The organism is Pseudomonas sp. PONIH3 (genome assembly GCF_002934345.1).
In the GTDB taxonomy this organism is placed as follows: Bacteria; Pseudomonadota; Gammaproteobacteria; order Pseudomonadales; family Pseudomonadaceae; genus Aquipseudomonas; species Aquipseudomonas soli.
Window position 1 is genome coordinate 6,255,792 of sequence record NZ_CP026386.1, and the last position, 23,095, is coordinate 6,278,886.

Genomic DNA, 23,095 nt, shown 5'->3' on the forward strand with positions numbered 1-23,095 from the left:
AGTGGCGAAACTATAACCGGGCCGACCTTTACCTGCCATGTATCAGAACGAACGCACGATTCGCCCCAAGGTTTCCATGGCCTGTTCCGCGCCATCGCCCCAGGGGCTGCCATAGTTCAGGCGGATACAGTTGCCGAAGCGCCGGGTGGGCGAGAAGATCGGCCCTGGCGCGATGCTGATGCCCTGGGCCAACGCCATGTGGAACAGCTTCAACGCGTCCATCTGCTCGGGCAGCTCCAGCCACAGGAAGTAGCCGCCAGAGGGCTGGCTGACCCGGGTCTGCGCCGGGAAGTGACGGGCGATGGCGGCGAGCATGTTGGCCTGTTGGCCCTCCAGCGCGTAGCGCAGCTTGCGCAGGTGGCGGTCGTAGCCGCCGTGTTGCAGGTAGTCGGCGATCGCCGCCTGGGCCGGCATCGAGGCGCACAGGGAGGTCATCAGCTTGAGCCGCTCGATTTTCTGCGCAAAGCGCCCGGCCGCCACCCACCCAATGCGATAGCCCGGGGCCAGGCTCTTGGCGAACGACCCGCAGTGCATCACCAGGCCTTCGGTATCGAAGGCCTTGGCCGGCTTTGGCGCCTGCTGCGAGTAGTACAGCTCGGCATAGACATCGTCCTCGATCAGCGGTACCTGGTGGCGTTTGAGCAATTCGACCAGTTCCTGCTTCTTGGCCTCCGGCATGCTCGCGCCCACCGGGTTCTGGAAGTTGGTCATGCACCACACGGCCTTGACCGGGTGTTTGTCGAGGGTCTGGGCCAGCACGCCGAGGTCCATGCCCTCGCGCGGGTGCACCGGGATTTCCACCGCCTTGAGCTTGAGGCGTTCGAGCACCTGCAGGCAGGCATAGAAGGCCGGTGCCTCGATGGCTACCAGGTCGCCAGGCTGGGTCACGGCCTGCAGGCACAGGTTCAACGCTTCCAGCGCGCCGTTGGTGATCAGCAGTTCTTCCATGGGCAGCATCAGCCCGCCAACCATGTAGCGCAGGGCGATCTGCCGACGCAGTTGCGGGTTGCCCGGCGACAGGTCGGTCACCACCATGCGCGGGTCCATGGCCCGGCTGGCGCTGGCCAGCGAACGGGAAAGGCGCTGCAACGGGAACAGGCTCGGGCTGGGGAAGGCCGAGCCGAACGGTACGGTGTGCGGGTCCTTGATCGAGTCGAGGATCGAGAACACCAGGCCGCTCACATCGACATCGGTGGACTCGCTGGCCGGCGCCTGGGGCTGCGGCTCGCAGAACGGCCGCGGCGCATGGGCGTTGACGAAGTATCCGGAACGCGGCCGGGCACGGATCAGTCCGCGGCGCTCCAGCAGGTAATAGGCCTGGAACACGGTGGACGGGCTGACCCCGTGGGTCTGGCTGGCGTAGCGCACCGAAGGCACCCGCTGGCCGGGGCCTAGCACCCCGGAGCGGATCAGTTCGGCAATGTCGTCGGCAAATCGTTCGTAGCGTTTCATTATGGCTTTGGCAGGCAAGGTGATGATCAGTGTAAGGGATCAGCGATTCATCGGTGCGACGAAACGGCTGCGCGCGGTGCTGCGGATCCCCGGCTGGTCGCTGTCCTGGATCTCGAAGGTCAGTTCTTGGGAGCTGCTGGTCGGGCGATCAGCCAGCATCGCCACCGACACCGGCAGCTCGCTCATCTCGCCGGAGGCCAGGGTGAACTCAGTACGGCCATGCAGCTCGAAGCCGTCGGCGTCCACCAGGCGCAGGCGATAGTGCTGCGGTTCCTGGGTCTTGTTGATGATCTTGAGCAGGTAGATGTTCTCGATCTGGCCCAGGGCGTTCTCGCGGAACAGGCCACGGTCCTTGATCACGTCCATCGACACCATCGGGCGCATCTGCAGGGCCAACACCAGGGCGCCGATCATCACCGTCAGCGCGGCGGCGTAGCCTAGCAGGCGAGGGCGCAGCCAGTGGGTCTTGCCGCCTTGCAGGTTGTGTTCGGACTTGTAGCCGATCAGGCCACGGGCATAGCCCATCTTGTCCATCACCCCGTCGCAGGCGTCGATGCAGGCGGCGCAGCCGATGCAGGCCATCTGCAGGCCTTCGCGGATGTCGATGCCGGTGGGGCATACCTGCACGCACAGGGTGCAGTCGATGCAGTCGCCCAGGCCCTGGCTGCGCGCATCGCTGCCTTTCTTGCGCGGGCCACGGGCTTCGCCGCGGCTGGGGTCGTAGGCCACCGCCAGGGTGTCCTTGTCGAACATCACGCTCTGGAACCGCGCATAGGGGCACATGTGCATGCATACCGCCTCGCGCAGCCAGCCGGCGTTGAGGTAGGTGGCGGCGGTGAAGAACAGCACCCAGAACAAGGCCACGCCACCCAGCTCGAAGGTGAACAGTTCGGCAGCCAGCGGGCGGATCGGCGTGAAGTAGCCGACAAAGGTCAGCCCGGTCAGCACGCCAATGGCCAGCCACAGGCCGTGCTTGAGAGCGCGGCGGGCGATCTTCTCCACGCCCCAGGGCGCGGCAGCCAGCTTGATGCGTTGGTTGCGGTCGCCCTCGGCGATTTTCTCGCACCACATGAACAGCCAGGTCCAGGTGCTTTGCGGGCAGCTGTAGCCGCACCACACGCGGCCGGCAAACACGGTGATGGCGAACAGGCCGAAGGCGCAGATGATCAGCAGCGCCGACAGCAGGATGAAGTCCTGCGGCCAGAAGGTCGCGCCGAAGATATGGAACTTGCTGTCGGCCAGGTCCCAGAGCACGGCCTGGCGGTCGCCCCATTGCAACCAGGCAGTGCCGAAGAACAGTACGAACAGCAAGCCGGCGAAGGCGATCCGCAGGTTGCGGTAGAAGCCAGTGAAACTGCGTGTATGGATGCCACCGGCCACCTGGCTTTTGCTCTTGTGGGTGGTGGGGGCAACCTCGATGACTCGGAAGGGGATTCTCTCGCTCATGGTTCGTCGCTCATCAGGCCTCGATCAGGCCAGGGCACTATGGCCCGCGATCTGTTTTCAGCACAGGCCCAGGTATCGCGATAAAAACCATATCAGATGGCAGGTTTATTTGTTGAGGCCTTGTATTTCGGGGTATGGCGTACTGGATGGCAGATGCCTGCGGCTATCCACCGCACCTGTGTTGCTACGGCTCTGGACGTGGAACGAGAGAAGCGGCCCGCATCGCCACAATGGGGTAAGGTGTTGCTTCTATGCCTGCGTACCGGTCCGTCATGACTCCATGAGTATTCGATGCTGATTTCCACGCTGTTCAAAGGTCGCTCATTAACGCCATCCCTCCAGGCCGAACCCTGTGTGCCCTGGTGGAGCTTCACAAAGACGGTATTGGCCGCGACCGCCTTGACCTTGGTGCGTGACGGTCGACTTGCCCTGGATGCCGCGCTGCCTGAAACCCCTTGCACCCTGCGCCAGCTTCTGCGTCACGAGGCGGGCCTCGCAGATTATTGCGAGCTTGCCGATTACCACGCGGCGGTTGCCAAGCATGAACCTGCGTGGCCCGTGGACGAGATGATGCAGCGCCTGGATGGCGCCCGGCTTCGCTACGCCCCCGGAGCGGACTGGCGCTACTCGAATGTGGGTTACATGCTGGTAGCCAGGCTCATCGAGCGGGCCACGGGCTTACCGCTTGAGGAAGCGCTCAGGCAGCAGGTGTTGGCGCCACTCGGTAACTCGGCGGTTCGCCTGGCGAGCAAACGCGCGGATCTGCATGGGGACTACCTGGGCGATTCGTTGAACTACGACCCTGGCTGGGTCTATCACGGGCTGCTGATCGGCCCTGTTTCGCAGGCTGCGCTTTTGCTGGATCGTCTGCTTGCCGGGGCACTGCTTCCGGCCAAGCTGCTGCAGGAAATGCAGGTGACAAAGGTGTTGGGTGGGCCAATGGCTGGCCGGCCTTGGATCGCGCCTGGATATGCTTTGGGGCTGATGCGAGGGGCGGTCGAGGGCGGTTTGACGCTGGCCGGGCATACCGGGTGCGGGCCCGGGAGTGTGGTGGCGGTCTATCGATGTGCGGTGGGGGAGGCCGTCGCGTGTTGCGCAGTGTTCTCGATGGAGCTGGATGAGGGAAGTGTCGAGGCGCTGGTCGTGCGGGAGATACGTAAGGTACTTGAGACGCAGTGCTGAAGCTTTCTGGGGCTGGTTTCGCTTCTGCGGGATATCACTTGAGGCCTGGATACAACATCCGTTTTGGTTCGATAGCTGAACGTTGTGGATGACCGCTATCAACCCAGAGCAGCCCTTGAACAACACCATGACGAAGCAGTAGCGTTAGCAGAAAAGTTGGCGAGTAATACTCAGGCAAGAAATGTCCTTCAATTCGCATAAGAAAAAGCTGCTCGATGAAACCGAGCCACTCTCGCACCGTGCGTCACATGCGCGCTCATGCGCCCTGCTGGTGGCTCAAAAATTAGGATTGACCCGTGATGATGTAATTGAACTGGTGGCGCGTCAAACTGGCGTCGATCTCCATAAGCCACAGTCTGTTGCCGAACTGCTGATCGCTTTAGCGGATCTGGAGAGAGTACGCCTGGGTCAATAGTGGCCATCCCACTCTGCCGCGCTGCATGCTTCGTCTGAGGCGGTCAGTCGCGAATGGCTGCTGACGACCCATAGCGGCCAACTGCGTAAGCTAAACTTCCTAGGTCAACGAGGCAGCTCACAATCCAAAGCGCCGCGTAGGGCCGCAATAACGTCGTCAACACAGGGGCCTTGAACCGGTGGCGGCACAGGGCGTTCACAAAATTCCCGCCAGACAAACAGCATCAGTTCTGCGCCATCTGTTTGCAGCAGCGCGCTGTCGATTGAGCCGAATGTTTGCAGCAGCCTGTACCTTTCGTCGAGCCAGAACAAGGCTTCCACCCAGTCATACACTGGGATGAAGTGGAAGTGAATGGAGTAACCGGCATCATGCCCAAAGCGACCGATATACAAGCGTTTGGGCCGGAGATCCGCTTCGATCGCGTGCTGAATTCGCGCCTGCAACATACCCAACTCTGCCTGCGCTTCGAGCGGCAGTGCTGCCAGGGAATTGGTCATCTGCTTGGCACTGAGCATCAGGTAGCCTGGCAACGCACTGTCCATGCGTTGATTGAGAATCCAGTACCTGGATTCATGGATGATGAAGCTAGACGGTATATCCATGGGGCGGCCTTGAGTGGATCGGTCGCAGAGTAGCATTGCAGCAGATCTATGTCCGATTTTGGCTGATTGCGGGCCGCCGCTTTGGGTTGAAAGCTGCCGGCATTGAAGGGCTGCTACCGTCCCATAGAGGCCATCCGATGTCGGCCGTTAGCGGCCCAATGCCGCATTAGAGATAACTCAATCTCGCAGGGGCTACTCGTTATCGGTGAATTTCAATCTGGAGCCCTTCATTCTCATGTGGTGCTCGAAAGTAGCTAGTGATCAGATCGAACTCCGCGTCAGTCGCCGCAAACTCATGCTCACCATGGTGATTACGAATATGCAACCTGTCTCGACAGGTGTCATCGTCCACCTCGATATAGTGGACGCAATGTGAAACCTCGGCGGCGTCAGCCAGGCCGCGCAGCCATTGTCGATCTTGAGGAGTATTGGCAGGAAAATCCAAAACGACAGTCACTCCAGCCCGAAGAACATCAATGACGAGTGGGCCCAGCACCTCCCGAATCTGGTGCGCAAAACGCACATAGTCGGTTACTGACTTGATCTGTCCAGGGTATAGCCGTGAGAGCCAATGATCCTCAGTCAGCAGAACCGTCGATCCTTCAGTTGCCAAACTTTTGGCTAGTGTTGACTTACCGGATGCAATCTTTCCTGAGATGAGATGCAGCACTGGTTTGGGCATAGAGACGTCTCCTTGTCGAACCCCGATGATGCTCATTGAAAAGCGTCGAAGCAATCACCGATCACTCAAACGTCCACTATGGGTCGAAACCAGTCATCAATGAACGGCTATCGACTTACAACAGACGCTCAAAGCATGCATGCGCTTGCAGTTGACCGAACCCGCCGTTGCCGTACAATCGCGCCCCCAAAAATCAGCAGGCATGGCGAGAGGGAGCTTCAATGCAACGGGTGATGATCATTGGCCAGCCAGGGTCTGGGAAAAGTACCCTGGCGCGCAAGCTTGGCGAGCGCACGGGCTTGCCGGTCGTGCATATTGACACGATTCACTGGCAGCCAGGGTGGGTCGAGCGCAGCCGTGACGAGAAGACGCGTCTTTGCCATGAAGTCGAGGCCCGTGAGCGTTGGATCTTCGAAGGTGGGCACTCGACGACATGGCAAAACCGGCTGGCCCGCGCTGACACGGTGATATGGATCGATCGCTCGGCGCCGCTTCGATTCTGGCGTGTGTTCTTCAGAACGATGCTGAGCCGAGGTCGATCTCGGCCTGACTTGCCGGACGACTGTCCGGAACTGCTGGCCAACCTGCCGGAGTTTTTCAGGTTCATGTGGCGGACGAAGAACTCGTCCCGGGAGGCGATGAAGCGATTCGTGGCGACCGCCCCGTCGGTTTGTCGCGTGGTCTGCCTGCGGTCGAATCGAGATACCGAAGTTTTTCTCGCGAGCCTGGGAGCATTGCCTGATCAGGTGGCGCGAGGTCATTAGAGGTTCGTTCTCGTTTGATTGTTGGCAGACGCCTGCCTTGAAGACGCATCACAACGTTTCAACCTGCCCAAGGATGGCCCATGGCGCTGACCAGCAAGATCACGATCTACAACCCTGAATGGCCGCAGCGGTACGAGGCGGACAAAGTGCTGCTCGCTTCGGCATTCGGTGATGAGCTTCTCGCCCTGCACCATGTCGGCAGCACGGCTGTCCCGCAACTTGCAGCCAAGCCAGAGATCGATGTGCTGATCGAGGTTTCAGAGCATCGCAATGAGGCAGCGCGGGACCAGGTGTTGCTGAAACTGGGGTATGTACGTGGCACTGACCTGTCGGAAGGACACCATTTCTACCGCCGCAATGTTGGCGAGGTGCGCACCCACAAGATCCATATTTGCAGGTGTGGTCACGATTCAGTCATCCAGATGCTGACGTTCAGGGATCTGCTCAGAAACGACGCCTCCCTCCGGCAGCGATATCAAGACCTCAAGCTCGAGCTGGAGGCCTCCAATACCGGCGGTATGGCTGAGTATCTGGCGAGGAAGGGGCCGTTCATCATCACCGCGCTGTGTGAGGTCGGCATCAGACCTGGTGATTATTATCTATAAGGCGACTCAGTCGCTCGTGTCCGGCTGTTTCCGAACCAAAGCAGTGTTTTCAGAGCGGGCAAATCCTTATGGTCGGGGCGGAGATCATCTTTCTGAGCGTACCTGTCAAGGAGTTAAATTTTGAGAAGCATAGGGATATTGTTGTTGCTCTATTGCGTGAATATTTTCGCCACAGAGTCATCGCTCGAGAGTTATGCCGAAGCTAATCGCTCCCGTGCGGTTGGCATCACTCAACTAGATAGCTCGACAATCCTTGCCGAGGAGACTCGGCTCGCACCGTTGGCCAGTGACCTGTTGCTCAAGGTCAAGCCGATGATCCGCGAGGGCGGCAGCGGTGCGGCGATTCAACGCTACGTATTGACGCAGTTCGAACGCTACGGCTGGCTACCAATGCTAGTGGGCTACAAAGGCTATACGGCAGCCGTGCCGGTGTCGGTGAATAGCCAAGTGGGTAACGCACCGCCTACTAATACCCCATTCCCGAACGCAGCCTTGGTTAAAGTTGAGTTGGTTGCGGCTTCGGCCCAGGCCCATGTCGCCCAGGTTTGGACATTTGCCACCGCCAACGCCACCGAACAGCAGCGACAGTTGTTGGCAACAGCCCGCAGCGCGTTGCGCAGTGGCATTGATCAGGTTCGTGGTGGCGAGCCGCTGTTCAATGTGGGCCAGGCCATTCAAGAGGTGCTTGACGCCAACCAGGCGGTTGCGATTCATGAACTCGCGGGCTACGCCATGGGGCAGTCGCGGGTACAGGAACCTCAGGTGCTGGGTTACAAGGGCTACACAAACGATAACACCCTCATGCAACCAGGGCAGGTGCTGAATGTTTATGTGATCGCGAAGGCAGGCGCATTCGGGGTGCGCTTCCAGCCGCCTGATTTTTGGACTGTCCACACACAGGATGGTGCAGACAGCGTCATGCTGTCGGCGATGGTGGAGGTTACAGTTGACGGGCACCGGCTGCTGAGCAGATTGGTGGACTAATTGCTGTTGGCCAGTCCATCACTCGGATAGGCTTTCGCTGCTTTCAGCGCCGTGCGGAAAGTTGCTGCGGCGCCAGGAATGCATCGTGGAAGTAATTGTGGAACGCGTGCATCGCCGGGCTGAATTCCCGCTCGCGATGCCAGGCCAAGCCGACGCTCATGGGGGTGACCTTGTCGGTGATGGTCACGGTTTCGATGCGTTTACCCTCCAGCGACCAGGGGCGGTGTACCAGGTCGGAGAGAATCGCCACGCCGCTGCCGTTGGCCACCATGCTGCGCACCGCTTCCACGGAGCTGGTGCGGATTCGCACGTTGGGCTGCTGTCGGGCATGTTCCCAGTAGCGCATGGCGCTTTGTTCGGCTTCGTCGACCGTAAGCAGGATGAAGGGCTCGTGTGTGACGTCGGCAAGGCTCACGGCCGAGTGTTCGCACAGCGGGTGATGGCTGGGCAGCCACAGCCGGCGCTCGGAATTGAACAGGGTTTTCGAGACGATGTCCGGGTGGGTCAGGTTCGAGGTCAGCACCACCGCCATGTCGAATTCGCCTTCCAGCAGGCCTTGCTCGATGGCCTGGCGCTCCCGTTCGTGCACTTCGATGGCCACGTCCGGGTGCCAGTGTTCCAGGCGTTGCAGATGGTGCGGCAGGAAGTAGCCGATCACCGTGTAACTGGCCGCTACCCGCAACAGGCCGCTGGCGCGAACGTCCGGCAGTGGGCTGTTAAGAGCGTCGTCGACGCTGCGCAAGATCACGTAGGCCCGATTGAGAAAGTGCCGTCCGGCATCGGTCAGGCTCATGCCCTGTGCCGAGCGCTGGAACAGCAGCGTGCCGAGCATGCCCTCCAGCTCCTTGATCGCCGTGGTTACCGCCGACTGGGAAATATTCAAATGAATCGCAGCCTGGGAGATTTGCCCGATCTCGGCCGTGGCGACGAAATAGCGAACCTGGCGCAGGGTCAGTGACATGAACACTCCGCTTGATGAGGTATCTGATTTTCAGAAGATAACCCCTCTGATAATAGATCTTCCCAAGGGGGCGGCTGGAATTTAACGTGCTCTGCATGAAGTCACAAGGGTCAGGAGCAAGTGTCATGCAGGCAGTAGATTTCAATTCGGACATGGGCGAAGGCTTCGGTCCGTGGACTATCGGCGACGGCGTCGACAACGAACTGATGGGCTTCATCAGCTCGGCCAACATCGCCACCGGTTTCCATGCCGGCGACCCCGGCACCATGCGTCGCACTGTCGAGCAGGCCAAGCGCCTGGGCGTGGCAGTCGGTGCCCATCCGGGCTTTCGCGACCTGGTCGGTTTCGGCCGCCGTCACATCAATGCACCGGCCCAGGAGCTGGTGGACGACATGCTCTATCAGCTGGGCGCCCTGCGTGAACTCGCCCGGGTTCAAGGCGTAGCCCTGCAACACATCAAACCCCACGGCGCGCTGTACATGCACCTGGCCCGGGACGAGGAAGCGGCGCGTTTGCTGGTGGAAAACCTGCAGCGCCTGGAGCCCGAGCTGCTGCTGTATTGCATGCCCGGCTCGGCGATCTGGCGTATCGCCACGGAGCTGGGCCAACCGGTGATCCGCGAGTTCTACGCCGACCGCGAATACGACCTCAGCGGCTCCATCGTCTTCACCCGCAATGTGCGTGCCTACGACCCTGCGCAAGTAGCTGCGCGGGTACTGCGTGCCTGTCAGGAAGGCGTGGTGCGCACGGTGGAGGGTGAAGACCTGGCGATCGAATTCGACTCCATTTGCTTGCACAGCGATACACCCGGTGCCCTGGCACTGGTCGAGGCTACCCGTAATGCGCTCGATGGCGCGGGGATCCAGGTGCGCGCTCCGCGATAACGCAACCGAAGTCACCTGGCACGCAGACGCCAGGGCTTACTCGACACACAGATTTTTTGCCTGCCTTTCTACAACTATTCCAAGAGGAACAGACATGGCGCAGCACACAGTCATCACCCCGTTGCCGGGGACTTTCTACCGCAAGGCTACCCCGGACTCGCCGAACTACGTCGAGGCGGGTGCCCAGGTCAGCGCCGACACGGTGATCGGCCTGATCGAGGTCATGAAGCAGTTTTCCGAACTGACCGCCGGCACGGCAGGGCGTCTGGACGCGTTTCTGGTCGAAGACGGTGATCCGGTGGAGCCGGGTCAGGTCATCGCCACACTCGAAGACGCGTGAGGGCACGACCATGACCCAAGGCATTGGTAAACTTCTGATCGCCAACCGTGGCGAGATCGCCGTGCGGATCATCCGTGCCGCGCAGGCGCTGGGGATTCCCACTGTGGCGGCGTGCAGCGAAGCAGACGTCGATTCCCTGGCCGCACGCATGGCCGACGAAGTGCACATCCTCGGCCCGGCCCGCGCCGACAAGAGCTACCTCAATGTCGAAGCGCTGCTCGGTGCCCTGAAGGCCACCGGCGCCAACGCGGTGCACCCCGGCTACGGCTTTCTCTCGGAGAACGCCGAATTTGCCGAAGCGGTGCAAGCCGCCGGGGCGATTTTCGTAGGCCCAAGCCCCGAGACCATCCGGCGCATGGGCGACAAGGCCGAAGCCCGGCGCACTGCGCAAGCCGCGGGTGTGCCGGTGGTGCCCGGCTCCCCGGATGAACTGTTCGATGTGGAGTCGGCGCTCAAAGCCGCCGAATCCGTCGGTTTCCCGCTGCTGATCAAGGCCTCGGCCGGTGGCGGAGGGCGTGGGATTCGCCTGGCGGAAAACCCGCAGCAACTGAGCGAAGAATTCCCCCGTTCCCAGCGCGAAGCCCAGGCCGCCTTCGGCAACGGCGCGGTGTATCTGGAGCGCTTCATCGGCAAGGCCCGGCACATCGAAGTGCAGGTGCTGGGCGACGGCAAGCATGCGGTGCATCTGTTCGAACGCGAGTGTTCGCTGCAACGCCGCCGGCAGAAGATCTTCGAAGAAGCGCCGTCGCCTGTGCTCAATGCGCAGCAGCGCGAGACCCTCTGCGCGAGTGCCGTGCGCCTGACCGAGGCCCTGGGCTATCAGGGCGCGGGCACCCTTGAGTATCTGTACGACGACGCCACCGGCGAGTTTTTCTTCATCGAGATGAACACGCGGATCCAGGTGGAACACCCGGTCAGCGAGCTGATCACCGGCATCGATCTGGTTCAGGCCATGTTGCGCATCGCCGGCGGCGAACCGCTGGGCCTCAAGCAAAGCGATATCCGGCTCAACGGCGCGGCCCTGCAAATGCGCCTGAACGCCGAAGACCCGGCGCGGGATTTCTTCCCAAGCCCGGGTCTTGTGCAAGCGCTGAACTGGCCGGAAGGCGAGGGCGTGCGCGTCGACAGCCATCTGTATGAAGGCTACCGGGTACCGCCATACTATGACTCGCTGCTGGCCAAGCTGATCGTCCATGGCAGCGATCGCGCCGAGGCCCTGGCCCGCGCGCGACTGGCCGTGGAGCAGACCACGCTCACGGGCATGGCCAGCACCTTGTCTCTGCACGGCGAGTTGCTGGAGCAACCCTGGCTGCACACCGCCGACTTCCACACCGGCACTTTGGAAACCTGGCTGGCCGAGCGCCGCAGCGGAGGTGCAGCATGAACAGTCCGATTCGCTACAGCTTTGGCGCCGACGAACACCTGTTTGCCGAAGTCAGCGACAGCATGTCCCTTGAAGCCTTCTTCAAGGGCATGGCCGTCACCCGTGCGGTGGAGCGCCTGGCCCTCGATGGCGTGCTCGACGTGTGCCTGGCCAACGCTTCGTTCCAGATCCGTTTCGACCCGGACCGCATCGCCCCGGCCGATCTGCTCGAAGCGGTGAAGGGCGCCGAAGCCGAGGCCGTGGCCGAGCGCACCCTGCACACCCGGATCATCGAAATCCCGGTGCTCTACAACGATCCGTGGACCCACGAAACCCTGATGCGTTTTCGCGACCGCCACCAGGACCCGAACGCCACGGACCTGGAGTACGCCGCGCGCATCAACGGCCTGGCCGACGTCGAGGCGTTCATCGCCGCCCACAGTGGCGCGCCGTGGTTCGTTTCGATGGTGGGCTTCGTCGCGGGCCTGCCGTTCATGTTCCAGATGGTCGAGCGCGAACGGCAGTTGCAGGTGCCCAAGTACCTGCGACCCCGCACCGACACACCGAAACTGACCCTGGGCCATGGCGGCTGCTTCGGTTGCATCTACTCGGTACGTGGCGCTGGTGGCTACCAGATGTTTGGCGTCACTCCGGCACCGATCTACGACCCGCAGCAGAACCTGGGGTACCTCAAGGAACACATGGTGTTCTTCCGTCCGGGCGACATCGTGCAGTTCAAGTCGATGGACCGCGATGCTTATGACCACGCCGTGGCCGAGGTCGAAGCCGGGCGCTTCGACCTGCGCATCCGTCCAGTAGAGTTCTCGCTCGATGCGTTTCTCGCCGACCCGATCGGCTATCCCAAGTCGCTGCAGGAGGTGCTGGCATGATCAAGGTACTCAAACCCGGTCTGGCCACCTCGGTGCAGGACCTCGGCCGCGAGGGCTACTACCACCTGGGTATCCCGCCTTCCGGGGCGCTGGACCAGTACGCCCTGAGCGCGGCCAACCAGTTGGTGGGCAATCCGGCCAATTCGGCGGCGCTGGAGTGCACCTTGCTGGGGCCGGAGCTGGAGTTTCAGCAGGACGCCCTGGTGGCGGTCTGTGGTGCGCAGATGACGCCGAAAGTCGATGGCGTGGACATGCACTTGGACACCGCCTTCGAAGTGAAGGCCGGACAAGTGCTGCGTTTCGATTTTCCCAAGGCTGGCGCGCGGGCTTATCTGGCGGTGGCCGGCGGTATCGATGTACCGGTGGTGCTCGGCAGTCGCTCCACCTACACATTGGGGGCGTTGGGTGGTTTTCAGGGGCGCAGGCTGGTGATGGGTGATGAACTGCCGATCGGCACCGCCAGCGGCAAGGGGTGTGTCGGGGCGAGCTTGCCCATGGCGTTGCGACAGTCGCTGGGAGGGGAGATCACCCTGCGGGTGGTGCCAGGGCTGTACTACGACCGTCTGACCCTGGCGGCGGCGGACAGCTTCTTTGCCGAAGCCTGGACCGTCGGCTCGGAGGCAGATCGCATCGGCTATCGCTTCAAGGGTGGCAGCCCGCTGAGCTTCCAGCCTCGCGAGCAGCCGTTCGGCGCCGGCTCCGATCCTTCGAACATCGTCGACAGCTGCTACCCGATCGGCTCTATCCAGGTGCCTGCAGGGCTCGAGCCCATCATTCTGCACCGCGATGCAGTGTCCGGTGGCGGCTACGCGATGATCGGCACGGTGATCAGCGCCGACCTCGATCTGGTCGGCCAGATGCAACCCAACCAGAAGGCCCGCTTCGTCGCGGTGACTCTGGAAGAGGCGCTGCAAACCCGACGTTCCTACAAGAAAAAACTCAGCTATCTGAGCAAGCTGTTCCCTTCCTGATCTGCCCGCCGTACTGCGCGGGTAAAGCCAAAAAAGGCAAGTCAACGCCGCCCCTCGGTACGGGGCGGCTGCCCGCGCTTGAACCGCTGACGTAAAGAACTAGCGACTGGCAGTCGAGCTTTCTAACCAGTCAGCACGAGTCATCTCCCATATTTCGACCTCCATCTGTCCAGATACAAAATCACCTGAACGCACGTCTACCAAGCGCATACCCTCATGTTTCGAGACCCTGCGAGATGCGTCGTTGGCAACCGCTTTGGGAACCTGCATGAGCGGACGCGACAGTGTCTCGAACCAATAGGCATTGATAATCCGGCATGCCTCGCGCATGTAGCCCTTTCCCCACCACTGTGGGGCGAGCCAGAAGCCTCTGTTGTTTCCAGGCTGATCATACAAACTGATGCTACCCAGGGTGCAGCTGGCATCGTCGCGCATGCGGATCATCCAGTGCCATTCCCGACCTGCTGCCATGGCAGGCAGGGCGATATCTCGGACATAGACCAGCGCCCCGTCTTCTGGATACGGCCATGGGATACGACGATCCAGGTAGCGAACCACCTCCCAGCAGGGGAACAGCTCCTGGATGATGGGCGAGTCCTCTAACTGGAGGGGGGTGAGAACCAGTCGATCAGTGACAAGCGTCGGAAGACAGTCCATGACATTCGTTCCCGGGCATCCCTGTGAGATTTTGATTATCTGTACCGGGCTGGTTTGTGTCGACTGCTTCTGGCCGTTAGCTGACCTTCGCCAAGGGCAGCCATGGGGCGTAAGCGGCCGGTCGCGAAGGGCCGCTCTGGGTCGAAATTACGCCGACCAACTCTGACAGGGCTCGCAACATCGCCCAAACCCTTCTATCCTGTGCTCGACTCGTATTACTGCGGCTGCTGAACCCGGTACTCACGAGGAAGCCAATATGCAAAGAACCCGAGCCTGGAGACGCCAGCAGGGCCGTACACACGGCAAGATCAACACAGTACAACCACCTGTGTTCAAGCCGGAAAAGAACTGGAAATTGCTGTACGGGCGCGCCGAGAAGCTGAAGAGGGCGTGCCAGCTCGGCATGAGTTACCCCGTTCGCTCCACCCGCCAATTGCTGGATCAAGGATGACCAACCTTCTGTTCATTTGCAGCCGCAACCAATGGCGCAGCCCCACTGCGGAAAATCTGTGGCGCCGCCGCGCAGGCTTTGAAGCCCGCTCGGCAGGCACCAGCCCGAATGCATGCAGGGCCATCGGCCCGGCGGATATCCGCTGGGCCGATGTCATTTTCGTCATGGAGAGCAAACACCGGCAGCGGCTGCAGGCGGAGTATTCACGTTTGCTTGAACACAAGCGGTTGCACGTCCTGGATATTCCCGACGACTACCGCTAAATGGACCCTGAGTTGATCTCCATCTTGGAAGACAGCGTGGCGGCCTGCCTTGAGAGTTAGCCCTCAGATTGGGTTCCGCGTGTATCGCGTGGGCGCCTCGCCAGCAATCAACCGCCCAGTGCCAGGATGCCAATGATCAAAGCGCTCCCCGACACCAAGATCGAGACCCTGCTGAGCACGGCGCAACAGGCCGAGCTGAAACTGACCGATTTATTGTTTTACTCCAGGCAATTGGGCCTGCGCCCTGCGGAGCTGCTGAATACTCTGTCGATTGAAGCTGCTCGACGATTCATCTTCGGTGAAATGTCGTTTGAGATTGGCGATGACATCATGAACGGTCTGTTCACGCTCATTGTTGACCTGGGTATGGATGAGCAGATGCCGCAGCCAGCGTTCAACATCTATCTGGCTTTCGACGAGGGGGAATATCAACACTCGGGGGACTCGGAACACATCAAGCCGTCTGAGTGCTATACCCGGCTACAGCTTTTGGAGTTACTACGAGAATTGCCCGACAGCGATTGACCGTTTTGGGTCGAAAGCTGCCACTCGCGACCGGCAGTTTTCGACCCATTGCAGACGCTGGAAAAAAGCAGTACCTACTGCCTTCTTCGCTACCGATCAATATTCCTCTGTTCAGACACTCATAATGAGACGCGCTCAACCCGGGCCCGCTGGCGATTCAGCGGTCGTGTGCTATTTTACAACCTCACGTCATTAATCCCCGCCCCGAAGCGTCTTGGTGCCACATCTCATGCAATTCGTAAAGTATCACGCAGTTGGCAACGACTATCTCGTCTACCACGAAAATGCCCCGTTCGATTGCTCGACCCAAGCTATCTCGTTGATATGCGACCGGAATAGAGGACTGGGAAGTGATGGCATCCTGGTGCCTGCCATTGCACCAGGCGAGATGCTCTCGGTGCACATCTTCAATACCGATGGAACCGAGGCGGAGAAGAGTGGCAACGGTCTGCGAATTTTATGTCGCTATCTATGGGATCAAGGCATCGTTACTCACGAGCCGTTCGAGTTGATAACCAAAGGCGGGAAGGTTCATTGTCAAGTAATAGACTACGGTCGACGCATTTCTATCGCCATGGGACTGGCGGCATTCCCTGAGGACGAACAACACTCAGTGGACGTCGATGGCGTGCACCTGTACTTGAACCCGGTGTCGATGGGTAACCCCCATTGTGTGGTGTTCGTCGACGAGCCCACCGAGGCACTTGCACGCAAGCTCGGGCCAATAATTGAGCATTTGTCGCTATTCCCAAACAGAACCAACGTTCAATTCGTGAACGTTGTGGATCGCCGAAACCTAGCGGTGCAGATTTGGGAGCGTGGAGTTGGCTACACCCTGTCTTCGGGCACTAGCAGTTGCGCTGCTGCGGCAGTTTCTCGCCGACTGGGGTTCGTTGATGATCAGGTGACAGTGCACATGCCGGGCGGTCAAATCACTATCGAACTTGATGACGAGAACAACGTCCTCATGCAGGGGCCGGTATGTAAGGTTGGGCAGTATTGGTTGGATCAAGAGTGTCTGTCGCAGAATGGCTGAATGCTCTCACTCTCAAGCCTTTTTTCCGCTACGGTAAGGGCTTACCAAATATGGGTTACCGACACTGCATCGAGAACATGTTCCTTGGAGACAGAGGGCCATGAGGCGTTCCACCTTAGATCATTTGGTCATTGTGTCACCGAGCCTTCGGTTAGGAGCCCGATTCGTTGAAAGCCAGCTCGGAGTCCAGATGCAGCCAGGTGGACAGCATACGCGTATGAGCACTCATAATCTGTTGCTGCGGTTAGGAGAATCTTTTTATCTTGAAGTCATCGCTCCTGACAGTATGGCTCCCTCGTCCACAAGACCTAGATGGTTCGCTCTGGATAAACTTAGTGCTCAGACATCGCCATTTTTAGCCCACTGGGTCGCACGTACGGAGCATCTGGATAACGCAGACGAAGGCCTCAGGAAGGTTTTTGGAGAAATCGAGCCGATGAGCAGGGGAGCGCTGTCGTGGAAAATTTCGATACAGCCTGACGGACAACTGCCCTTTGAAGGAGCACTCCCTAGCCTGATCGACTGGGGCGAGTCGGAGCATCCAGCTCAGCGACTCGATGATAGCGGCTGCAAATTGCAACGCTTGGAAATTTCTTACCCCGATCCCCACTTAGTGGAACGCCAGCTGGAATCCATCGGCTTTAACGGCCCGGTTAGTGTCCTTCGCAATGAACGATACGCATTGAAGGCCTACATCACTACGCCGAATGGCCTTAGCATCCTGTAGTGCTAACGCTGTGCAACCTGCACTTGGAAATTTAGTGACCGGGCCTTAATCATCACCGTACGATGACCAATTTTACTCTCCAGCGTCCGGCCGATCCCCTCATCCAAAAGCGTCATCTGGGCCAGCCTGGGGAGGCCGCATCCGATTTGTAAGGTCTTTTTCGAAGTAAACGCGATTGAAGCCATCCTCCGTGCGCTCCGCTACTTTCACATAACCAAGCCTGGAATAAATCGAAAGGTTGTCTGCCATCTTTGCATTGGTATACAGACGAACGGCGCTCACACCACGCTGTCGGGCGGCATTTTCACAGAAGCTAATTAGCTTCTTTCCAATCCCGCATCCGGCTGCGCTCGGGAGGACGGCCACGTTTTCTAACAGGAAATACCCATCCATGTCATAAAACACAATAAAGCCCTGAAAACCGGTTTGGCCGTCCGTCGCAACATAGACCACTCCTGCCGCTATCTGCGCGACGTAATCGGCGACCATCGGGGCTGGCTTGCGCCCGATCACTGGCACATAACGAACGTACGCTTGTTCAGCGCAATTTCTAATATCGGGCTCATCACTTATGTCGGCTAGGCGGATCATATTGCTTTCCTTAACGACCTCTACACTGCCAAGCTGCCGCCCACTGGTGCGGCAGCAGCTGCTCAACTTCACTGGCCCGCTGAGCCGGCAGCCGCATCAGCACAACGTTGAAATAGGCTTAAGGATCATGTCCGTTCATGCGCGCCGACTGGATCATACTCATAATGGCCACGGCGGCCGGTTGCGCAGATCGCTTTCGACCCATTGCAGGCGTTCGAGAATCTCTGCTTTTACGATAGGCGAGCTAGTCGACAAGCTCTATGTAACTAGACTCTCCCCCACCCGTAGCACCGGATAACCACCCCCAAACAAAATGAAGCGTCGTGCGCCCTTGATCGTCTTGGCCAATCTCACCGCGCGACCAGCCAGCAAGGATCTCATCCTCAGTGGTGAGGCAGTGATAAAGAAGCTCGATGGTGTTGATGCCCGTCACCCGACCCACTTGACTACCCATGCGGATACGGCCACCGTGGTAAGTTCCGGTGATGGCCCTACCGTCGACGAGATAGTGAAATACCGTTCCACTACCCGATAGCCCATGGGAGTTGTTGGCTACAGTGAACCGACGGTTGTTCAACCGCTCGTGAATTCAGGAATTTGCCATAAGCCACTTGCCCTCACCTAGAAATCCATTTCAGCAGTGCACAGCCTATACCTACATGGCTGGGGCTTCTACCTGGATGTCCGCTACGAGTCGAAGGCGGCCGGTCGCGGCTGGCCGAAATCGACCCATAGCTGCCCTTCACCACAAATCAAAAGGCCTGAAGTGGATGCGCAATCCACGCCGCCACACACACATCACTCTGACGTGAGTGCTGCGTTCAGACAGGGTCACTGGCCAGCTCATTGCTTGTCCGCCGTCAGTACATGCGTCAATGCAAAAAACAGAGGCTGGCAAGAGCCCACCTGGCGCATGCAAGATCAATCATTCTTCATGCCATCGGGGTGCACTCATGCACAAGGAAACGCCCGTCGTGTTCATCAACGGCCTTATCGGCTGTCTTCATCACAGCTCCTTGTATCAAAGTCTGTATCCGCGTCCGGTCGTCGTGCCTGACCTCCTCGGATATGGGGATCTGAGTATCGTTGCGCCAAGCTCCGTGGATATCCCCTCTCAGATCGAGCATCTGCATCGAGAGATCAGCAACTACGCGCAAGGTGAGCGAGTACACTTGGTCGGGCACTCAGTGGGTGGCGTTGTAGCGATGCTCTATGCGAGGCGTTATCTGGATGAGGTAGCCAGCATCACGAGCGTAGAGGGCAATTTTTCACTCAAAGATGCGTTTTGGTCTTCGAGCGTGGCGAGAATGTCTGCGGAAGAAGCAGAGGCTCTGCTAGGCGGCTTTCGTGCAAACCCGAAAGATTGGATGGAGCGAGCAGGGGTTGCATTCAGTCAGCAACGCTATGAGGTCGCTGCGACCTGGTTGGCTCATCAACCCTCCAGCACACTGCAAGCCATGGCCCGATCAGTATTGATCGAGACCGGAGGTGATCACTACCACGATGGATTGAAGACGGTATTTTCTTCTATCCCTGTGCACTTATTAGCAGGAGAGCGCTCCTGGGCTGAATGGGATGTGCCTGACTGGGCAATAGCAAAGGCGACCAGCATGACCATCATGCCTGAGGTGGGGCATCTGATGATGCTTGAGCAGCCACAGGCCTTTGCACAGGTGATGGCCCGGATACTCGATCGGGTTTGATCGGATTCGCGCGCTACTCCTTGGAAGCTCAGTTAGCGGAAAAGCGGCCATTGGGCATAAACGTTCGCAATGGGGCGGAAGCGGCCAGTCACGAAATGCCAGTAACGACCCATAGTCGGCCTCCACCGCACTGTCAGAAAACGGGCAAAAGCAAAAATTCGGAGTACCTGGTCCTGGAGCGGCCTTGCACTTGTATCAGCCAATCACCGGCGCATGTTCGGCCATCAATTCGGTTATCCAGTCGATAAACACACGCACCTTGGCGCTGACATGGCGATTCGGCGGGAAGGCCAGGTACATCGGCATTGACGCCATGTGCCAGTCTTCAAACAGCGGCAGCAATTCGCCGCTGATCAGGTGCGGTTTGGCCATGTACTGCGGCAGCCAGAGCATCCCGAGGCCAGCCAGGCCGGCGGCTAGGTATGCATTGCCGTCATCGACTGTCAGTTGCGGCCGCGCCTGGACCTCCAAGCGTTCATCACCTCGGTGCATTGCATAGGGCAAGGTCTTGCCTGTACGAAACCAGAGAAAGCCGACGGTCTTGTGCGGGCCTTCCTCCAACTCAAGGGGGTGCGCCGGTGTCCCGAAGCGCTGCAGATAACCGGGCGTGGCATAGATACCGAGTTTCAGATCGCCCACATGCCTTCCCACCAGGGACTGGTCGGTGATCTCGCCGCCACGCACCACGCAGTCAACGTTTTCACCAATGATGTCGACGATGCGATCGCTCACGCCCACCGTCAGCTGGATTTCCGGATAACGTGCAAAGAACTCCGGCAAGGCGGGTATGAGCAGCATCCGCGCCAGCGGGCTGGGTACATCCACCCGCAGCCGACCGCGCGGCGCCATCGACGCGCTGGACAAGCTGGTCTCGGCGTCGTCCATGTCTGCCAGTAACCGGACGACGCGTTCGTAGTAGGCCGCGCCGTCGGCGGTGACATTGACCTTGCGTGTGGTGCGGTTGAGCAGGCGCACGCGCAGCCTCGCTTCCAACTGCTGGATGAGCTGCGTCACGGTGGTCTTGCTCATGTGCAGGGTGGCGGCGGCCTTGGTGAAACTGCCGGTTTCCACCACCCGGGCAAACGCCTGCATTGCATCGAATCGGTCCATTCCACGCCTCGTTCGCCCCTGGATTGTTTGGAGTATACAAACAGTCCTGGCCAGCGCTGCCCGTTTATCCAGACAGGTGGCGTTTTTTATAGTGGCCTCACCGTAAACAGCGGGCCGCGATGGCCCAGAACGAGGTAGGCCATGTCCAGCAAACGTGATGTCGTTTTCCCGCCAGATCGCCATGCTTTGTACGAGTTGCACCGCTACTCGCCGGCGATTCGCTCCAATGGTTTTCTGTTCGTATCCGGTCAGGTCGGCAGTCGCAAGGATGGTTCGGCCGAGCCTGACCTCGCGGCGCAGGTTCGTTTGGCCTTTGCCAACCTCAACGCGATCCTGGCCGAGGCCGGTGGTAGTTTCGAGGATGTGGTTGATACGACCATCTTCATGGTCGACCCCGACTCGACATTCGAAACCATTTGGGAGGTGGCTGCCGAGTATTGGGGCGAAGCGCCTTATCCCACGGTGACCGCTATCGGCGTGACCTGGCTGTCCGGCTTCGATTTCGAGATCAAGGTGATCGCGAAACTGCCGCAATAGTAATGGGATAGGGGAGCAAGTTCATAACACGTCCTACAGGCATTAATAAGATTTTCCCTATTTCGAGTAGTCCGTTTCCGAAGCATGCTTTGGCAACTGTTGCGCCCTCGAAGTGGCGGCTAGTCTCGCTGGGTCGTTGCCAAATCAACGACCGGGTCTGCAAGCCTGCGCGGTATTACGATGGTGCTCACCACGAGCCTCGGCGTTGAGTCGTGGGTCTCGCTTTATGGTGGCTACGTGCGGGTGACCTTTTGGTCAGCCGGGTTTTCGCCTCGTAATGCCCCGGTCTTGCAGGCCTGCACGTAGCTGCCACCTTTCACCTGCAAGTGAAAAGGTGGCGGTCTGACTCATGCATTGCGAGGTGCTTATGCTCAAGATCGTCCCGGATCCACCACCGTCCACCGAATCCCCCCATCTCCTTGAAGACACCCTGGTCCAGGCCACCGAGTACGTTATGTGCGCGCTGGCCGTCGCCCATCAATCGTTCAATCACCTGCCGAAGTCACCGGCCACCCTGGTGATGCTGACGATGATGCACGAGCTTGACGCCACCCGCACATTGCTGGAATCGGCGCTCGCCCAGCTCCACATGAGTACGCGACCGCCGTCATACACTGTGCACTGACAGAGCCGCCACGGACTGGTGAGAGTGGGCGCTCGGATCAGTGAAACTGCTGATGCGATTCCCGTCATCACCTGGACTTGCCTCATCGCGGGGCAAGCCCGCTCCCACGCATTTTATGCATACCGGTCGGCACGCGACCGTGTCTTCGAGCCCGCTACATCAAAGACACCCGAGGATTTCGCAAATGGACAACGAAACCCCTGCAGACCACGGCCAGCTCGGCTGGACCGTCGGCACCTGCACCTGCCTGGAAGGCGCCACCAAAGGTACGCGGCTGTTCCGCGTAGAGCCTGGCAACTGTGCGAACTACGCCATGGAGCAGGCTTCCGTGCTGCTCGACAGCGCCCGCCGGGCTTCCTTCATCGGTGTGATGGACAACGAACCGGTGCTGGTCTGGGCCTCGCACTACCTGAGCGATATGGCCAAGGCATTGATGGATGATGCGCATATGGGAATGGTGAAGAACGTATGACGCAGACAGGGGCGGCGCGCGCAGGGCCGCCCCGTCTTGCAGGAAGGTGTCGTGGGCCAGGTCGGACGCATCGGCGGCATTGCCCAGGCGTGCGCGCAGCCAGCTTTTCAGCCAGCTGTTGTTTTCGCAGTACAGCTGGTGAAGCGCCTAGCGGTCGAGCGTCGACATGGAGCAGGGCCCAAGGTGTAAATGGTAATTGATCGCATTTTCTCGGGATGGCGGGGGGATTGCTAGGTGCAGTTCAGCCGGGATATGCTGGCGACTAACTTATAGGCTGGTGAAGGAATGCATATTTCGAAACAGTCAGTAAGTTTTGAATGATCACCCAGGCCATGAAGACAAACGCTAAATAGGTCAAGCCAACAGCCATTTTTCTGGATTTTGGCGTCTGCCACTCGCCGAGATTGTGGAATGCCCAGAACTGGTCTTGCAGTAACCCGCCAGGACTGCGAGTGGGCTCCACTTGCCAAGCTTCATCTTTTGCCTGTGCCGAAACGTCTAGGTTGTCGACATAATTTGAAAGGTGCTCCATGCCCTTTCCGTGCTCGGCATAGCTTCTCCAAGAGCTGTGGTCTTTTACCAGTTGAGGGCACCTAAAGTTGAAAATCAGGTTTGATAGTACAAAAAAGAAGGCGCTTAGATAAAAGCAGAAAAATGAAAATGGAAGCTCCATTTTAATCGGAATCGCTTGTCCTGCGATTTGAAAATTTAGGTCTAAAGGGACTTCGCTAAGTGCCTTTACCAGTATAGGAACGATGAACAGCCATATATAAATTGACTTGACTATTTGCGTATTGTGGATGTGGCTTATTTGACTCCACTTTTTGTCTAGCAGTTTCAAGGTGACTCCGGTCCTA

General features: G+C 59.3%; 28 protein-coding genes and 2 pseudogenes. 18 read left to right on the plus strand and 12 right to left on the minus strand.

Going from position 1 to position 23,095, the window contains the following annotated elements:
- Positions 1-42 precede the first annotated feature (42 nt).
- Both mapR and ccoG read right to left on the minus strand, forming a co-directional pair.
- Positions 43-1,452: a GntR family transcriptional regulator MpaR gene (gene mapR, locus C3F42_RS28875; RefSeq protein ID WP_038706298.1), complete on the minus strand. Its 1,410-nt coding sequence runs from the start codon at positions 1,450-1,452 to the stop codon at positions 43-45.
- Between the two features lie 39 nt (positions 1,453-1,491).
- Entirely contained in the window at positions 1,492-2,898 is a 1,407-nt protein-coding gene (gene ccoG, locus C3F42_RS28880) for a cytochrome c oxidase accessory protein CcoG (protein ID WP_023629544.1), read from the minus strand.
- Between the two features lie 291 nt (positions 2,899-3,189).
- On the opposite strand from ccoG, the gene C3F42_RS28885 reads away from it, so the two are divergent.
- Both C3F42_RS28885 and C3F42_RS29540 read left to right on the plus strand, forming a co-directional pair.
- On the plus strand, positions 3,190-4,080 hold the full coding sequence (locus C3F42_RS28885) for a serine hydrolase (RefSeq protein WP_104445231.1): 891 nt from the start codon (positions 3,190-3,192) through the stop codon (positions 4,078-4,080).
- Positions 4,081-4,261: 181 nt separating this feature from the next.
- A complete protein-coding gene (locus tag C3F42_RS29540; RefSeq protein WP_158659607.1) occupies positions 4,262-4,495 on the plus strand; it encodes a hypothetical protein in 234 nt (77 codons plus the stop codon).
- Positions 4,496-4,599: 104 nt separating this feature from the next.
- On the opposite strand, the gene C3F42_RS28890 is transcribed toward C3F42_RS29540, so the two are convergent.
- A complete protein-coding gene (locus tag C3F42_RS28890; RefSeq protein ID WP_104445349.1) occupies positions 4,600-5,097 on the minus strand; it encodes an HIT family protein in 498 nt (165 codons plus the stop codon).
- A gap of 199 nt (positions 5,098-5,296) precedes the next feature.
- Positions 5,297-5,779 carry an ATP-binding protein gene (locus tag C3F42_RS28895; RefSeq protein WP_082120399.1) on the minus strand — a complete coding sequence of 161 codons (483 nt, stop codon included), beginning with the start codon at positions 5,777-5,779 and terminating at the stop codon, positions 5,297-5,299.
- Between the two features lie 221 nt (positions 5,780-6,000).
- Here C3F42_RS28895 and C3F42_RS28900 point away from each other — a divergent pair, with 221 nt between their 5' ends.
- The 3 genes from C3F42_RS28900 to C3F42_RS28910 all read left to right on the plus strand — a co-directional run bounded on the left by C3F42_RS28900 (position 6,001) and on the right by C3F42_RS28910 (position 8,132).
- Positions 6,001-6,543, plus strand: coding sequence for an AAA family ATPase (locus tag C3F42_RS28900; RefSeq protein ID WP_104445232.1), 543 nt, complete (start codon positions 6,001-6,003; stop codon positions 6,541-6,543).
- An 80-nt stretch (positions 6,544-6,623) separates the two neighbouring features.
- A complete protein-coding gene (locus C3F42_RS28905) occupies positions 6,624-7,148 on the plus strand; it encodes a GrpB family protein (RefSeq protein WP_104445233.1) in 525 nt (174 codons plus the stop codon).
- Between the two features lie 120 nt (positions 7,149-7,268).
- Positions 7,269-8,132, plus strand: a complete 864-nt coding sequence (locus tag C3F42_RS28910) for a M24 family metallopeptidase (RefSeq protein ID WP_244916735.1) — start codon at positions 7,269-7,271, stop codon at positions 8,130-8,132.
- 43 nt (positions 8,133-8,175) lie between these two features.
- Here the strand turns inward: C3F42_RS28910 and C3F42_RS28915 are convergent, their stop codons facing one another.
- Positions 8,176-9,093 (minus strand): LysR family transcriptional regulator, encoded by a 918-nt coding sequence (locus tag C3F42_RS28915; protein ID WP_104445234.1) that lies wholly within the window; start codon positions 9,091-9,093, stop codon positions 8,176-8,178.
- A gap of 125 nt (positions 9,094-9,218) precedes the next feature.
- Here C3F42_RS28915 and C3F42_RS28920 point away from each other — a divergent pair, with 125 nt between their 5' ends.
- From C3F42_RS28920 to C3F42_RS28940, 5 genes are all read left to right on the plus strand, one after another.
- A complete protein-coding gene (locus C3F42_RS28920) occupies positions 9,219-9,977 on the plus strand; it encodes a 5-oxoprolinase subunit PxpA (RefSeq protein ID WP_104445235.1) in 759 nt (252 codons plus the stop codon).
- A 94-nt stretch (positions 9,978-10,071) separates the two neighbouring features.
- Positions 10,072-10,317, plus strand: coding sequence for an acetyl-CoA carboxylase (locus C3F42_RS28925; RefSeq protein WP_046855294.1), 246 nt, complete (start codon positions 10,072-10,074; stop codon positions 10,315-10,317).
- Positions 10,318-10,327: 10 nt separating this feature from the next.
- Positions 10,328-11,701: an acetyl-CoA carboxylase biotin carboxylase subunit gene (locus C3F42_RS28930; RefSeq protein ID WP_104445236.1), complete on the plus strand. Its 1,374-nt coding sequence runs from the start codon at positions 10,328-10,330 to the stop codon at positions 11,699-11,701.
- Positions 11,698-12,570: an allophanate hydrolase subunit 1 gene (locus tag C3F42_RS28935; RefSeq protein ID WP_094011987.1), complete on the plus strand. Its 873-nt coding sequence runs from the start codon at positions 11,698-11,700 to the stop codon at positions 12,568-12,570. The genes C3F42_RS28930 and C3F42_RS28935 overlap by 4 nt, the downstream gene beginning before the upstream one ends.
- Entirely contained in the window at positions 12,567-13,541 is a 975-nt protein-coding gene (locus tag C3F42_RS28940) for a biotin-dependent carboxyltransferase family protein (protein ID WP_104445237.1), read from the plus strand. Before C3F42_RS28935 ends, C3F42_RS28940 begins: the two co-directional genes overlap by 4 nt.
- Before the next feature lie 99 nt (positions 13,542-13,640).
- Here C3F42_RS28940 and C3F42_RS28945 read toward each other — a convergent pair whose 3' ends face one another.
- Complete coding sequence (locus C3F42_RS28945) at positions 13,641-14,198, minus strand: GNAT family N-acetyltransferase (protein ID WP_104445238.1); 558 nt, start codon at positions 14,196-14,198, stop codon at positions 13,641-13,643.
- Between the two features lie 447 nt (positions 14,199-14,645).
- On the opposite strand from C3F42_RS28945, the gene C3F42_RS28955 reads away from it, so the two are divergent.
- The 4 genes from C3F42_RS28955 to C3F42_RS28970 all read left to right on the plus strand — a co-directional run bounded on the left by C3F42_RS28955 (position 14,646) and on the right by C3F42_RS28970 (position 17,200).
- Positions 14,646-14,912, plus strand: a complete 267-nt coding sequence (locus tag C3F42_RS28955; RefSeq protein ID WP_104445240.1) for a low molecular weight protein tyrosine phosphatase family protein — start codon at positions 14,646-14,648, stop codon at positions 14,910-14,912.
- 132 nt (positions 14,913-15,044) lie between these two features.
- Entirely contained in the window at positions 15,045-15,437 is a 393-nt protein-coding gene (locus C3F42_RS28960) for a hypothetical protein (RefSeq protein WP_104445241.1), read from the plus strand.
- A gap of 229 nt (positions 15,438-15,666) precedes the next feature.
- Complete coding sequence (dapF, locus tag C3F42_RS28965; protein WP_104445242.1) at positions 15,667-16,473, plus strand: diaminopimelate epimerase; 807 nt, start codon at positions 15,667-15,669, stop codon at positions 16,471-16,473.
- A gap of 100 nt (positions 16,474-16,573) precedes the next feature.
- Complete coding sequence (locus C3F42_RS28970; protein WP_104445243.1) at positions 16,574-17,200, plus strand: VOC family protein; 627 nt, start codon at positions 16,574-16,576, stop codon at positions 17,198-17,200.
- Between the two features lie 99 nt (positions 17,201-17,299).
- Here C3F42_RS28970 and C3F42_RS28975 read toward each other — a convergent pair whose 3' ends face one another.
- The 3 genes and pseudogenes from C3F42_RS28975 to C3F42_RS30040 all read right to left on the minus strand — a co-directional run bounded on the left by C3F42_RS28975 (position 17,300) and on the right by C3F42_RS30040 (position 18,380).
- The gene (locus C3F42_RS28975; RefSeq protein WP_104445244.1) at positions 17,300-17,791 is read right to left on the minus strand and encodes a GNAT family N-acetyltransferase; all 492 of its coding nucleotides are present in this window, start codon (positions 17,789-17,791) and stop codon (positions 17,300-17,302) included.
- A 10-nt stretch (positions 17,792-17,801) separates the two neighbouring features.
- Positions 17,802-17,993: pseudogene (locus tag C3F42_RS28980) on the minus strand (transposase domain-containing protein); the annotation flags it as partial.
- A 42-nt stretch (positions 17,994-18,035) separates the two neighbouring features.
- A complete protein-coding gene (locus tag C3F42_RS30040; RefSeq protein ID WP_104445245.1) occupies positions 18,036-18,380 on the minus strand; it encodes a hypothetical protein in 345 nt (114 codons plus the stop codon).
- Between the two features lie 364 nt (positions 18,381-18,744).
- On the opposite strand from C3F42_RS30040, the gene C3F42_RS28990 reads away from it, so the two are divergent.
- Positions 18,745-19,494 (plus strand): alpha/beta fold hydrolase, encoded by a 750-nt coding sequence (locus C3F42_RS28990; protein ID WP_104445246.1) that lies wholly within the window; start codon positions 18,745-18,747, stop codon positions 19,492-19,494.
- Positions 19,495-19,689: 195 nt separating this feature from the next.
- Here the strand turns inward: C3F42_RS28990 and C3F42_RS28995 are convergent, their stop codons facing one another.
- Positions 19,690-20,604 (minus strand): LysR family transcriptional regulator, encoded by a 915-nt coding sequence (locus C3F42_RS28995; RefSeq protein ID WP_104445247.1) that lies wholly within the window; start codon positions 20,602-20,604, stop codon positions 19,690-19,692.
- A gap of 141 nt (positions 20,605-20,745) precedes the next feature.
- Here C3F42_RS28995 and C3F42_RS29000 point away from each other — a divergent pair, with 141 nt between their 5' ends.
- From C3F42_RS29000 to C3F42_RS29010, 3 genes are all read left to right on the plus strand, one after another.
- On the plus strand, positions 20,746-21,141 hold the full coding sequence (locus C3F42_RS29000; RefSeq protein WP_104445248.1) for a RidA family protein: 396 nt from the start codon (positions 20,746-20,748) through the stop codon (positions 21,139-21,141).
- A 367-nt stretch (positions 21,142-21,508) separates the two neighbouring features.
- On the plus strand, positions 21,509-21,766 hold the full coding sequence (locus C3F42_RS29005; protein WP_104445351.1) for a hypothetical protein: 258 nt from the start codon (positions 21,509-21,511) through the stop codon (positions 21,764-21,766).
- A gap of 184 nt (positions 21,767-21,950) precedes the next feature.
- The gene (locus C3F42_RS29010) at positions 21,951-22,238 is read left to right on the plus strand and encodes a DUF3077 domain-containing protein (protein WP_104445249.1); all 288 of its coding nucleotides are present in this window, start codon (positions 21,951-21,953) and stop codon (positions 22,236-22,238) included.
- 36 nt (positions 22,239-22,274) lie between these two features.
- Here the strand turns inward: C3F42_RS29010 and C3F42_RS30045 are convergent.
- Positions 22,275-22,373, minus strand: a pseudogene (locus tag C3F42_RS30045) (RNA polymerase subunit sigma); the annotation flags it as partial.
- 127 nt (positions 22,374-22,500) lie between these two features.
- Positions 22,501-23,079, minus strand: a complete 579-nt coding sequence (locus C3F42_RS29020) for a hypothetical protein (protein WP_104445250.1) — start codon at positions 23,077-23,079, stop codon at positions 22,501-22,503.
- Positions 23,080-23,095: the final 16 nt, after the last annotated feature.

Coding starts and splice junctions, on each gene's coding strand:
- mapR (WP_038706298.1), bottom strand. CDS start 1,452: ATGAAACGCTACGAACGATTTGCCGACGACATTGCCGAACTGATCCGC.
- ccoG (WP_023629544.1), bottom strand. CDS start 2,898: ATGAGCGAGAGAATCCCCTTCCGAGTCATCGAGGTTGCCCCCACCACC.
- C3F42_RS28885 (WP_104445231.1), top strand. CDS start 3,190: ATGCTGATTTCCACGCTGTTCAAAGGTCGCTCATTAACGCCATCCCTC.
- C3F42_RS29540 (WP_158659607.1), top strand. CDS start 4,262: ATGTCCTTCAATTCGCATAAGAAAAAGCTGCTCGATGAAACCGAGCCA.
- C3F42_RS28890 (WP_104445349.1), bottom strand. CDS start 5,097: ATGGATATACCGTCTAGCTTCATCATCCATGAATCCAGGTACTGGATT.
- C3F42_RS28895 (WP_082120399.1), bottom strand. CDS start 5,779: ATGCCCAAACCAGTGCTGCATCTCATCTCAGGAAAGATTGCATCCGGT.
- C3F42_RS28900 (WP_104445232.1), top strand. CDS start 6,001: ATGCAACGGGTGATGATCATTGGCCAGCCAGGGTCTGGGAAAAGTACC.
- C3F42_RS28905 (WP_104445233.1), top strand. CDS start 6,624: ATGGCGCTGACCAGCAAGATCACGATCTACAACCCTGAATGGCCGCAG.
- C3F42_RS28915 (WP_104445234.1), bottom strand. CDS start 9,093: ATGTCACTGACCCTGCGCCAGGTTCGCTATTTCGTCGCCACGGCCGAG.
- C3F42_RS28920 (WP_104445235.1), top strand. CDS start 9,219: ATGCAGGCAGTAGATTTCAATTCGGACATGGGCGAAGGCTTCGGTCCG.
- C3F42_RS28925 (WP_046855294.1), top strand. CDS start 10,072: ATGGCGCAGCACACAGTCATCACCCCGTTGCCGGGGACTTTCTACCGC.
- C3F42_RS28930 (WP_104445236.1), top strand. CDS start 10,328: ATGACCCAAGGCATTGGTAAACTTCTGATCGCCAACCGTGGCGAGATC.
- C3F42_RS28935 (WP_094011987.1), top strand. CDS start 11,698: ATGAACAGTCCGATTCGCTACAGCTTTGGCGCCGACGAACACCTGTTT.
- C3F42_RS28940 (WP_104445237.1), top strand. CDS start 12,567: ATGATCAAGGTACTCAAACCCGGTCTGGCCACCTCGGTGCAGGACCTC.
- C3F42_RS28945 (WP_104445238.1), bottom strand. CDS start 14,198: ATGGACTGTCTTCCGACGCTTGTCACTGATCGACTGGTTCTCACCCCC.
- C3F42_RS28955 (WP_104445240.1), top strand. CDS start 14,646: ATGACCAACCTTCTGTTCATTTGCAGCCGCAACCAATGGCGCAGCCCC.
- C3F42_RS28960 (WP_104445241.1), top strand. CDS start 15,045: ATGATCAAAGCGCTCCCCGACACCAAGATCGAGACCCTGCTGAGCACG.
- dapF (WP_104445242.1), top strand. CDS start 15,667: ATGCAATTCGTAAAGTATCACGCAGTTGGCAACGACTATCTCGTCTAC.
- C3F42_RS28970 (WP_104445243.1), top strand. CDS start 16,574: ATGAGGCGTTCCACCTTAGATCATTTGGTCATTGTGTCACCGAGCCTT.
- C3F42_RS28975 (WP_104445244.1), bottom strand. CDS start 17,791: ATGATCCGCCTAGCCGACATAAGTGATGAGCCCGATATTAGAAATTGC.
- C3F42_RS28990 (WP_104445246.1), top strand. CDS start 18,745: ATGCACAAGGAAACGCCCGTCGTGTTCATCAACGGCCTTATCGGCTGT.
- C3F42_RS28995 (WP_104445247.1), bottom strand. CDS start 20,604: ATGGACCGATTCGATGCAATGCAGGCGTTTGCCCGGGTGGTGGAAACC.
- C3F42_RS29000 (WP_104445248.1), top strand. CDS start 20,746: ATGTCCAGCAAACGTGATGTCGTTTTCCCGCCAGATCGCCATGCTTTG.
- C3F42_RS29005 (WP_104445351.1), top strand. CDS start 21,509: ATGCTCAAGATCGTCCCGGATCCACCACCGTCCACCGAATCCCCCCAT.
- C3F42_RS29010 (WP_104445249.1), top strand. CDS start 21,951: ATGGACAACGAAACCCCTGCAGACCACGGCCAGCTCGGCTGGACCGTC.